Origin of the sequence: Corallococcus praedator (assembly GCF_003612125.1) — a bacterium.
Taxonomy (GTDB): domain Bacteria; phylum Myxococcota; class Myxococcia; order Myxococcales; family Myxococcaceae; genus Corallococcus; species Corallococcus praedator.
In genome coordinates this window covers 1-10,595 of the sequence record NZ_RAWI01000332.1, presented here as the reverse complement: position 1 = coordinate 10,595, position 10,595 = coordinate 1, and the positions used below count along the sequence as shown (strand labels likewise).

At 69.9% G+C, this 10,595-nt stretch carries 10 protein-coding genes; 7 read left to right on the top strand and 3 right to left on the bottom strand.

Annotation, left to right across the window (positions count from 1 at the left end):
- Positions 1-2: 2 nt before the first annotated feature.
- Positions 3-551: a hypothetical protein gene (locus tag D7Y13_RS31285; protein WP_120584016.1), complete on the bottom strand. Its 549-nt coding sequence runs from the start codon at positions 549-551 to the stop codon at positions 3-5.
- Between the two features lie 198 nt (positions 552-749).
- On the opposite strand from D7Y13_RS31285, the gene D7Y13_RS31280 reads away from it, so the two are divergent.
- The 6 genes from D7Y13_RS31280 (at position 750) to secF (ending at position 7,671) form a co-directional block, all read left to right on the top strand.
- Entirely contained in the window at positions 750-1,856 is a 1,107-nt protein-coding gene (locus D7Y13_RS31280; protein WP_120537164.1) for a SpoIID/LytB domain-containing protein, read from the top strand.
- Between the two features lie 62 nt (positions 1,857-1,918).
- Entirely contained in the window at positions 1,919-3,007 is a 1,089-nt protein-coding gene (queA, locus tag D7Y13_RS31275) for a tRNA preQ1(34) S-adenosylmethionine ribosyltransferase-isomerase QueA (protein WP_120584003.1), read from the top strand.
- A 56-nt stretch (positions 3,008-3,063) separates the two neighbouring features.
- Positions 3,064-4,197, top strand: coding sequence for a tRNA guanosine(34) transglycosylase Tgt (tgt, locus tag D7Y13_RS31270; RefSeq protein ID WP_370451683.1), 1,134 nt, complete (start codon positions 3,064-3,066; stop codon positions 4,195-4,197).
- Between the two features lie 159 nt (positions 4,198-4,356).
- Positions 4,357-4,707, top strand: a complete 351-nt coding sequence (gene yajC / locus D7Y13_RS31265) for a preprotein translocase subunit YajC (protein ID WP_120537167.1) — start codon at positions 4,357-4,359, stop codon at positions 4,705-4,707.
- Positions 4,708-6,480, top strand: coding sequence for a protein translocase subunit SecD (gene secD / locus D7Y13_RS31260; protein WP_120537168.1), 1,773 nt, complete (start codon positions 4,708-4,710; stop codon positions 6,478-6,480). It abuts the gene before it with no gap.
- A 27-nt stretch (positions 6,481-6,507) separates the two neighbouring features.
- Positions 6,508-7,671 (top strand): protein translocase subunit SecF, encoded by a 1,164-nt coding sequence (gene secF, locus D7Y13_RS31255; RefSeq protein WP_120584005.1) that lies wholly within the window; start codon positions 6,508-6,510, stop codon positions 7,669-7,671.
- 78 nt (positions 7,672-7,749) lie between these two features.
- On the opposite strand, the gene D7Y13_RS31250 is transcribed toward secF, so the two are convergent.
- Entirely contained in the window at positions 7,750-8,334 is a 585-nt protein-coding gene (locus D7Y13_RS31250; RefSeq protein ID WP_120537170.1) for an outer membrane beta-barrel protein, read from the bottom strand.
- A gap of 173 nt (positions 8,335-8,507) precedes the next feature.
- Here D7Y13_RS31250 and recJ point away from each other — a divergent pair, with 173 nt between their 5' ends.
- A complete protein-coding gene (recJ, locus tag D7Y13_RS31245; RefSeq protein ID WP_120584006.1) occupies positions 8,508-10,223 on the top strand; it encodes a single-stranded-DNA-specific exonuclease RecJ in 1,716 nt (571 codons plus the stop codon).
- Between the two features lie 13 nt (positions 10,224-10,236).
- Here the strand turns inward: recJ and D7Y13_RS31240 are convergent, their stop codons facing one another.
- Positions 10,237-10,476: a YHS domain-containing protein gene (locus D7Y13_RS31240; RefSeq protein WP_120537172.1), complete on the bottom strand. Its 240-nt coding sequence runs from the start codon at positions 10,474-10,476 to the stop codon at positions 10,237-10,239.
- Positions 10,477-10,595 lie beyond the last annotated feature (119 nt).

Genomic DNA, 10,595 nt, shown 5'->3' with positions numbered 1-10,595 from the left:
GGCTAGCGGCGCTCTGGAGAACGCATGCGGCGTTCGGGCCTGGGTTCGGGGTCCGGGGGGCGGGTCCAGTACAGCCAGGCCGTCAGGGCGAGGAGCGCGGCCACGGCCAGTCTTCGCAACCACTCTTCACGGGCCCGTCCGGGCGAGTCCGCGTCCGCCTGCGCGGCCTCCGCCAGCGTGGTTTCCATCGCGGGCCCCAATTCGTGCATGCGCCGGCACACCTGGGCCACGGGGGCGAGCGCCACCGGCACGGGGGCCGTGTCCTTCTCCACGACCGCGGCCAACATGCGCTCCCAGGCGGCGGCCTCCTCCGCTCCCTCCGGTTCCCTCGCGGGCTGCCCAGCCTTTCGGGCCAACGCGACGGCGGAGCGCAACAGCAGCACCGAGAACGCGTCGCTGGAGATGCCGTACCAGGTCGCGCACTCCGCGAGCGTGCGGCGCTCGACGAGACGGCGGACCAACACGGCGGCCATGCGCGGCTCCAGTTCGCGCAGGGCCGCGCCGAGCGCTTCGGAGGACAGGCGGGAGGCTTCAGGCACGGAGGCAGTCACGCGGGTTCCATTCTGCGGCATCCTCCGAGCGTTTTCGCGGGCCTCCTGGGCCCATCCATCCTGTCAACGCGTTTCGCACCGGCGGGGAGGGTTGGCGGCCGACCGCTCCCGCTGCGTGCACTCCCGGCCCCGCGCTCCGCGTCCTGGCCTTTGGTCGATTTCTTGAGGCGGATCGCCACGCCCCTAGACTGTTCGACCATGTTGCAACGTGTGGCACTGCTGCTGCTCCTGCTCGCCTCGTCGCGGGCGTTCGCCGTGGAGACGATGCGCATTGCCATGGATGACCCCGGGGACGAGGTCCGCGTGAGCGGTCGCGGCCTGGGCTTCGGACCCGATGCCGAGGACGGGACCTTCGTGGCCATCAGCGCGGGTCAGGCCACCGTGCGTCGCCGGAGCGGGCGGCTGGAGGTCAACGGGGCTCCAGTCCTCGGCGACGCCGTTCGCTTTCGCGGAGGGATGGAGTCCCTGGACGCGGGCGGCCCCGGAAACGAGCCCCTCAAGGCAGGCAGCTCGCAGGTTCGCGGCGACGTCGTCGTCCGCGTCTACCGGGACAGCCTCCAGCTCATCAACGTCATCCCCCTGGAGGACTACCTCGCCGCGGTGCTCGGCAGCGAGATGCCGGTGTCCTTCCCCCTGGAAGCCCTCAAGGCCCAGGCCGTCGCCGCCCGCACCTACGCGCTGCAGAAGAAGCTGGATTCGTACGGTGCCGCCTTCCACATGGGCAGCAGCGTGCTCCACCAGGTGTACGGCGGCGTCAACCGCGAGGACGCCAAGACACGCGCCGCGGTCGAGGCCACTCGCGGCGAGGTCCTGACGTACGACCTGGCCCCCATCGAGGCGTACTTCCACGCCTCCTGCGGCGGCCACACCGAGTCCGGTCAGGACGCGCTCGGGCGGAACCTGCCCTACCTGAAGCCCGTCGACTGCCCCTGCGGCAAGCTGCCGGCCAGCCGCTGGTCCGCGACCCTCTCCGAGAGCGAGCTGCGCAAGGCCCTGAAGTCCTCTCCGGGCGGCATGCGCGTCACCGGCCGCACCGCCACGCACCGCGTGACGCGCGTGACGCTCGCGGATGGCAGCGCGGTGGACGGCGTGCAGTTCCGGCGCAGGCTGGGCTACACGCGGCTCAAGAGCCTGGATTTCGACGTGGAGTCCTCCAGCAAGGGCTACGTCTTCACCGGGCGCGGCTTCGGCCATGGGGCGGGCCTCTGCCAGTGGGGCGCCAAGGCGCTCGCCGACCAGGGCAAGGAGTACCGGGACATCCTCTCCCACTACTACCCGGGCGCCGAGTTCCAGCAGCTCTACTGACCCCCTCCGTCCGCCTCGGATGGTTCCGCGAGGGCGCGGGGACTGCTACAAGCGCTGCCCCCGTGTCGTCCCTCCTCTCCGACTACGATTTCGAGCTCCCCGAGGCGCAGATCGCCCAGGCCCCGCTGCCCCACCGGGACGCGTCGCGCCTGATGGTCGTCAGCCGTGCCACCGGCGCGTGGAGCCACCAGCGCTTCACCGACCTCGTGGACCTGCTGCGCGACGGTGACCTGCTCGTCCTCAACGACGCGCGCGTCATCCCCGCCCGCCTGCTGGGCCAGAAGTCCGGCACCGGCGGCCGCGTCGAGCTGCTGGTGGTCCGCCCCGCCGCCACCTCCACGCTCACCTCCGCCGCGCTGGGCGGCGCCCCCGAGTCGCTCGACTGGGTCTGCCTGGGACAGGCCTCCAAGGGCCTCAAGCCCGGCCAGTCCCTCACCTTCGCGGGCGGCCTGTCCGCCGAGGTCCTGGAGGCGCTGGGGGGAGGGGAGTACCGGGTGCGCTTCCACGCCGCGCCGGGCGCCTCCCTGGCGTCGCTGCTGGACGCGGCCGGACGGCTCCCCCTGCCGCCCTACATCACCCGCGAGCCCAGCGCCGCCGACGCCGAGCGCTACCAGACCGTGTACGCCCGCGCCTCTGGCGCCGTGGCCGCGCCCACCGCGGGGCTGCACTTCACCGACGACGTGTTCGCACGCCTCGCGGCGCGGGGCATCTCGCGCGTGGAGGTGACGCTCGACGTGGGGCCCGGCACCTTCCTCCCCGTGCGCGAGGAGGTGCTGGACAAGCACCACATGCACCCGGAGCGCTTCACCGTGCCGGAGGCCACCGCCGCCGCCGTGAACGCCGCGAAGGCGGAGGGGCGCCGGGTGGTCGCGGTGGGCACCACCGTGGTGCGCACCCTGGAGTCCGCCACCGACCCCCAGACGGGCCGGCTGCGCTCCGGGCCCGGCGAGACGGCGATGTTCATCCGCCCCGGCTATGTCTTCCGCCAGGTGGACGTGCTCCTCACGAACTTCCACCTCCCGCGCTCCACGCTGGTGATGCTGGTGAGCGCGCTCCTGGGCCGTGAGCGCACGCTCGCCGCGTACCAGGAGGCCGTGCGCGCGGGCTACCGGTTCTTCAGTTACGGCGATGCCATGTTGGTGAAGGAGTGAGTGCCGTGGTCGACGAGCAGCGCAAGGAAAAGGGCGATACCCGCGTGCCCCCGGGGCTGGTGCGCTTCGAGCTGTTGCACGAGGACACCGGCACCAAGGCCCGGCGCGGGCGGCTGCACACGCCCCACGGCCCCATCGAGACGCCCATCTTCATGCCCGTGGGCACCGTGGGCAGCGTCAAGGGCGTGGGCCCCGACGACCTCGTCAACCTGGATGCGCAGATCATCCTGGGCAACACCTACCACCTGATGCTCCGCCCCGGAGAGCCGCTCATCCAGGAGATGGGCGGCCTGCACCGCTTCATCTCGTGGGACCGGCCCATGCTCACCGACAGCGGCGGCTTCCAGGTGTTCAGCCTGTCGGAGAAACGCAAAATCACCGAGGAGGGCGCCGCGTTCCAGTCGCACCTGGACGGCTCGCGGCACTCGCTGTCCCCGGAGCGCTCCATCGCCATCCAGGAGACGCTGGGCGCGGACGTCATCATGGCATTCGACGAGTGCCCCCCGTCCACCGAGGACCGGCCCTACCTGGAGAAGTCCCTGGCCCGCACCACGCGCTGGCTGCACCGGTGCGTGAAGGCGTGGAGCCGTGAGCGCTCGTCGCTCTTCGGCATCGTCCAGGGCGGCCTGCACGAGGACCTGCGCAAGCGCCACGCGGAGGAGATCTGCGCGGTGGACCTGCCCGGGTACGCGCTGGGCGGCTACTCCGTGGGCGAGGCCCCGGAGGCGATGCACGCGGGCGTGGCGTACTCGGCGCCGCTGCTGCCCCGCGACCGTCCCCGCTACCTGATGGGCGTGGGGACGCCGCTGGACCTGGTGACGTGCGTGGAGCAGGGCGTGGACATGTTCGACTGCGTGCTGCCCACCCGGTGCGCCCGGAACGGCCTGCTCTTCACCTCGGAGGGCAAGCTCGTCATTCGCAACGCGGCCTACGCCAAGGACCCCCGGCCGGTGGACCCGACGTGCTCCTGCTACACCTGCCGGACCTTCAGCCGGGCCTACCTGCGCCACCTGTTCGCGGCGGGGGAGATCCTCGCGATGCGCCTCAACACACTGCACAACCTGCACTACTTCCTCACCCTGATGGCGGATGTGCGCAGGGCCATCTCCGAGGACCGTTTCGCTTCGTTCGCGAAGGACTTCCGGGCCCGTGCCCACGCCCAGGAGGCCGAGCGGACCCGTGGCCGGTGAGCGACCAACGGGATTGCCGTGCTTCCGGCGTTCACTTGCTCACATGGGGCGCCCTTGCTAAGAGGCCACCCTTTCGGATGTTTTGCCCCCACCCGTACGCCGGGGACGGGGCACACACGGATTTCTTCCGAATCCTCCCTTCAAACCACGAGGCAGTGAGTGGCTGACAGTTTCCTGATTCTCGCGCAGGCCGGGGCCGGTTCTCCCCTCGGGACCTTCGGCTTCCTCGCCGTGCTGGTGGCCATCATGTACTTCGTGATGATCCGCCCCCAGCAGAAGCAGCTCAAGGAGCACCGTGCACTGCTCGCGGGGCTGAAGAAGGGGGATGACGTCGTGACGTCCGGCGGCATCCTCGGACGCATCCACCAGGTGGATGACAGCACCGTGACGGTGGAGATCGCCAGCGGCGTGCGCGTGCGCGTGCTCAAGACGGCTGTCAGCGCGAAGGGAACCGTTCCGGTGGCTGCGGCCCCGACGGCGCCCTCCGCCGACAAGAAGGAGGACAAGTAAATGGACCGCGGCTGGTATTGGAAGTTCGGAATGATTGTCGCGGTGACGCTGGGAACGCTCTGGTTCCTCGTCCCCACGTACTACTCGCTGGTGGTGTTGGATCGCGCCGAGCGCAACAACATCGCCGTGCTGGAGAAGCGGCTGCCGTCATGGGCGCCCCCCGCCAAGTACCGCCTCAACCTGGGGCTGGACCTGCAGGGCGGCATCCACATGGTCATGCGCGTGGACACCAAGACGGCCCTGCAGAAGCGCACCGAGCGCCGCGGGCAGCAGATCGCCACGTACGTCAACGACAAGAAGCTGGGCGAGGTGACGGCGGACACGGATCCGGAGCGGCTGCAGCTGATGCTGACCGCGAAGGACCCGGCGACGATGGACGCAATCCAGAAGGAGGTGCTGGCCACCTTCACCGACTTCTCCCTGGAGTCGCGCAACGGCGCCACGCTGGTGCTCAAGCCGGACGAGGGCCAGGTGAACCGCTTCCGCGATGAAGCCGTGGACCAGGCGATGCTCGTCATCCGCCGCCGCATCGACAAGTGGGGCGTGGCGGAAGTGGACGTGCGCAAGCTGGGCACCGACTCCATCCAGATCTCCCTGCCGGGCCGTAGCAACCCGGAGCAGGCCAAGGAGCTGGTGGGCACCACCGCGCAGCTGGAGTTCCGGATGGTGGACGACACCAACCCCCAGGTCTTCGCGCAGATGTTCACCCAGAGCCCGCCGCCGGCGGAGAGCAACATCACCCTGGCGCAGGATGAAGGCTTCCCGCAGCTGTCGTCGCCCAACCGCGAGGCGCTGCTGGCGTACGCGAAGGACAAGGCGCCGGAAGGCCGCGACGTGCTGACCCAGTGCGTGGCCAACCCGGTGAAGAAGAACGACTGCATCGCGTACCGCAGCTTCCTCGTGGACAAGAACGTGCCGCTCACGGGTGAGAGCCTGTCGGGCGCGGACGCGTCCGTCAGCCAGATGAACGAGCCGGAGGTGAACATCGCCTTCGACCCGGCGGGCGCTCGCGAGTTCGAGAAGCTCACCGAGGCGGGCGTGGGCCGTCGCATGGCCATCGTGCTGGACGACAACGTGCACACCGCGCCGAACATCAACGAGAAGATTGGCGGCGGCCGCGCGCGCATCACCATGGGCCGCGCGGGCGCTCGCAGCTTCGAGGAGTGGCTGGGCGAGGCGCAGACGCTGGCGCTGGTGCTCAAGGCGGGCGCGCTGCCCGCGCCGGTGACGGTGGGCGAAATCCGTCAGGTGGGCGCGACGCTGGGCGACGAGCTCATCAAGAAGGGCAGCCTGGCCGCGCTGGTGGGCCTGGCGCTCGTCATCGTCTTCATGGCCATCTACTACCGCAAGTCCGGCCTCATCGCGGACGTGGCGCTCCTGCTCAACGGTCTGCTCATCCTGGCGGGCCTGGCGTTCTTCAACGCCACGCTGACCTTGCCGGGCATCGCGGGGTTCGTGCTGACGCTGGGCATCGCGGTGGATGCGAACGTGCTCATCAACGAGCGCATCCGCGAGGAGCTGTCGCTGGGCAAGTCCGCGCGCGCGGCGGTGGACCAGGGCTACGACCGCGCCTTCTGGACCATCTTCGACGCGCACGTGACGACGCTCATCGCGGGCTTCATCCTGTTCTTCACCGGAACTGGGCCCGTCCGCGGCTTCGCCACCACGCTCATCGTGGGTCTGCTGGCGTCGCTGTTCACGTCCATCGTCGTGACGCGCGTCATCACGACCTACTTCGTCCACGGTCGTAATGCGCAGTCGGTGTCGGTCTAACCGGCCCAGGCGCCACGGGAACCCGCCATGCAGATTCTCAAGCACAAGACGAACTTCGACTTCATCAGCAAGCGCAAGCCGGCGCTCTTCATCTCCACGCTCGTCAACCTGGCCATCATCGTGGGCATCGCCACGGTGGGGTTCAACTTCGGCGTGGACTTCGCCGGCGGCACGGTGGTGGAGCTGAAGTACCACACGCCCACCACCGAGCAGGAAGTCCGCGAGCGCGCGCAGTCCGGCGGACTGCACGACGTGACGGTCCAGCGCGTGGGCTCCGCCGAGGAGAACACCTTCCTGCTGCGCATGGGCGGCGTCACGCAGCTCACGGAGGAGAACGCGGAGCACGCGAAGGCCGCCATCCAGGGCCTGGGCGAGACGCGCAGCGTGTACGCGGACATGGCGAACGGCATCGTCAACTTCCGCTCCGCGCAGCCCATGTCCGCGGACGCGGTGAAGAAGGCCGTGCAGGCGGCGGGCATCGGCGTGCAGGAGGTGCGTGACCTGGGCGCGAACCAGGGCGGCACCGGCTACGACTACCAGGTCGTCGCGAGCGGCATGGCGGACAAGGTGTTCTCCGCGCTGGGCGCCGGCATGGAGAAGCCCAACTTCGAGCAGCGCCGCGTGGACTACGTGGGCCCGCAGGTGGGCAAGCAGCTGCGCAACCGCGGCGTCATGGCGCTCTTGTACTCCATGGTCGCCATCCTCATCTACGTGGCGTTCCGCTTCGACTTCAAGTTCGGCCCGGGCGCGCTGCTCGCCATGCTCCACGACGTCATCATGGTCGCGGGCTACTACCTGGTGAGTCAGCGGGAGTTCAACCTCACGTCCATCGCCGCGCTGCTCACCATCGTGGGCTACTCGGTGAACGACACCATCGTCATCTACGACCGCATCCGCGAGGACATGGTGAAGTACAAGGGCAAGGCGCTGCCGGAGATCATCAACATCGCCGTCAACGACACGCTGGGCCGCACCATCCTCACCTCCGGCGTGACGGCGCTGTCGCTCATCGGTCTGCTCATCTTCGGCGTGGGCGAAATCTTCGACTTCGCCATGGCCATGCTGGTGGGCATCCTCGTGGGTACGTACTCGTCCGTGTACATCGCCAGCCCGGTGGTCATCTGGCTGGACGAGCGCGCGGCGCACCGTGATTCGCACGAGGGCAGCAAGCAGGAGCCGAAGGCGGCCTGAGCCGTCCTTCGCAGCCTGGATGCAGTGAGGGCCCTCCTTCCTTCGTGGAAGCGAGGGCCCTTCGCTTTCCACCCGAAGCTAGAAGCGCGCGCCCAGTGTGAGCGACGCGTCCATCAGCCCGCCGCCGTTGTCGTTCGCCGCGACGTCCGCGAAGTCCTGGTCGATGAGGACGCGGTAGGTGCCGCGCACGCCGGCGGTGAGGCCTCCGGTGTTGAACTCCAGGCCCACCGCCAGGGGCACCTCCTCCATCATGTCCGAGTCGTAGAGCCCCGCGCCCGCGCCGCGCACGTCCACGTAGGACAGGCCCAGGCCCACGCCCGCGAAGGGGCGCACCGCGGTGAGGAAGGGCGGCGACACCTTGATGAGCGCGCTGCCGCCGTTGCGCACCAGCGAGGGCCCGTCGAAGAGGCGCGTGTCGCTCACCTTGTTCTGCGAGCCCTCGTAGCCGACCTCCAGGCCCAGGAAGGTGGTGGGCTGCACGTTGAGCGTCAGGCCCCACAGGGGGCCCGTGCTGGACAGGTCGCCCAGGTCGCCCGTGTAGTCGCCCACGCCGCCGCGCAGGAACACGTTCACGTCCCCCTGCTTCCTATCCGCCGCGAGCGCGCTGCCCGCGCACAGCACGGCGGCGAGCAGGGCGCCGCCCTGGAGGGTTCTTCGAAGCATGCGCTGCCTCCGTTGTCCGGTGGTGTGCTTTCAAGCTGGGCACCGCGCACCCGCCGTGCAGGTTGGAAGCAGGAAGGCGAGCGAGCGCACGTCTGAACAACCGTGCAGGAGGGGAGATGTGAGAGGACGGGTTGGACTGCCTTGGTCGGACGTCTGAGGTACTGTCCTTCACCATGCGGTGGTTGCTTCCAGACGTCGTTGAGCAGGAGGTCGGGTTGCTGGCGGGAGAGCTCTCGCTGCACCCGTTGGCGGCGAGGGTGTTGTTGCATCGCGGCTACCGCACGCCGGAGGCGGCGTCGGCCTTCCTGTCGGACCGGTTGGCGGACCTGCCGGACCCGTTTCGGATGAAGGGCATGACGGGCGGGGTGGAGCGCATCCTCCGCGCGCTGCGCAACAAGGAGAAGGTGACGCTCTACGGGGACTACGACGTGGACGGCGTCAGCTCCACGTCGCTCATGTACCTGTTCCTCAAGGAGCTGGGCGCGGCCCCCGCCACGTACATCCCGCACCGGTTGGATGAGGGCTACGGCCTCAACCTGGGCGCGGTGGAGCGCATCGCGCAGGACGGCACGCGCCTCTTGGTGACGCTGGACTGCGGCATCACGTCCGTGGCGGAGATTGCCCGCGCGCGGGAGATGGGCCTGGACGTCGTCGTGGTGGACCACCACACGGTGCCGCCCACGCTGCCGCCCGCGGTGGCCGTCCTCAACCCGCACCAGCCCGGCTGCGAGTATCCCACGAAGGTGCTGTGCGCGGCGGGCGTGGCCTTCAACCTCTGCATGGGCCTGCGCAAGCGCCTGCGCGACGACGGCTTCTTCGCCACGCGCAAGGAGCCCAACCTCAAGGCGCTGATGGACCTGGTGGCGCTGGCCACCGTGGCGGATGTGGTGCCGCTCACCGGCGCCAACCGCATCCTCGTGGCGCACGGCCTCCAGGAGCTGTCCCAGGGCCGCCGCCCCGGCATCCGCGCGCTGAAGGAGGTGGCCGGCCTGGAGCCGGACGCCACCGTCACCGCGGGCCAGGTGGGCTTCCGCCTGGGGCCCCGCATCAACGCCGCCGGACGGCTGCACGACGCGTCGCTGGGCCTCCAGTTGCTGTGCGCGGACTCCGTCGAAACCGCGCGCTCGCTGGCGCAGGTGTTGGACCGCGCGAACGCGGAGCGCCAGGGCATTGAAAGCAGCATCCTCACGCAGGCGCTGGCGCAGGCGGAGGAGCACAAGGACGCGCGCGGGTTCGTGCTCTACGACGAGGGCTGGCACCCGGGCGTCATCGGCATCGTCGCGTCGCGCGTGGTGGAGCGCTACCACCGGCCCACGGTGATGGTGGGCGTGAAGGACGGGGTGGGGAAGGGCTCGGCGCGCAGCATCGAGGCGTTCCACCTGTACGACGCGCTCACCGGCTGTTCGGACCTGCTCACGCGCTACGGTGGCCACAAGCACGCCGCCGGCCTCACCGTGGACGCGGGGAACCTGCCCGCCTTCCGCGCGGCCTTCGAGAAGATCGCCCTCCAGCGCCTGACGCCCGAGGACCTGATTCCCCGCTGCCGCGTGGACGCGGTGGTGAACCCGAGCGACCTGGATGCTTCCGCGGTGGAGTCACTCCAGCGGCTGGGGCCCTTCGGTCAGGGCAACCCGGAGCCGGTGCTGGTGCTGCGCGGCCAGACGGCGCGCCCGCGCGTGCTGCCCGCGAAGTCCGGCGTCAGTGGCGCCGGGCACCTGAAGCTTGCGCTGCTGGACGCGCCGGAGCTGGACGCCATCGGCTTTGGCATGGCGGACCGCGTGTCCATGGTGGAGGGGCCGGTGGACCTGGCGTTCCAGGCCGGCTTCGACACCTTCCGGGGCCAGCGAAAGCTGTCCCTGCGCCTCAAGGACCTGCGTCAGGCGGCGTGAAGCCGCCGGGCATCTACGCAAGCCCCCAGCGCACCCGGCCCGGTGACATCAGTGCGCCGGCCCGCGCCAGTTCGTTGAGACGGAAGCGCTCCGCCTGACGCTCGAAGGCGGTGCGGCAGACCTCCGAACAGAAGAAGTACCGGCGCTTCTTGTACTCCGATGACGGATGGCCCTCCGGGGCCTCCAGGTGCCTGCCGCACACCGGGTCCCAGTGCTTGCCCTGCCCCTGCGCCTGTTCCTGAACGCCCTTCATCTTCCACCTCCGGCCCAGCGCCCCTGACTCCCCCACCCGGCGCGGATGTAAGCAGGGTGCGTGCCAGCGGCCCAGCTCCTTGGAACGCCAAGCAAGGGCGGGGGGACGTGGGCGGAGAG

Bases quoted from the DNA above. Each gene is read 5' to 3' on its own strand.
- recJ (WP_120584006.1), top strand. From the start codon at position 8,508: ATGCGGTGGTTGCTTCCAGACGTCGTTGAGCAGGAGGTCGGGTTGCTG.
- D7Y13_RS31250 (WP_120537170.1), bottom strand. From the start codon at position 8,334: ATGCTTCGAAGAACCCTCCAGGGCGGCGCCCTGCTCGCCGCCGTGCTG.
- secD (WP_120537168.1), top strand. From the start codon at position 4,708: ATGGACCGCGGCTGGTATTGGAAGTTCGGAATGATTGTCGCGGTGACG.
- D7Y13_RS31280 (WP_120537164.1), top strand. From the start codon at position 750: ATGTTGCAACGTGTGGCACTGCTGCTGCTCCTGCTCGCCTCGTCGCGG.
- D7Y13_RS31240 (WP_120537172.1), bottom strand. From the start codon at position 10,476: ATGAAGGGCGTTCAGGAACAGGCGCAGGGGCAGGGCAAGCACTGGGAC.
- secF (WP_120584005.1), top strand. From the start codon at position 6,508: ATGCAGATTCTCAAGCACAAGACGAACTTCGACTTCATCAGCAAGCGC.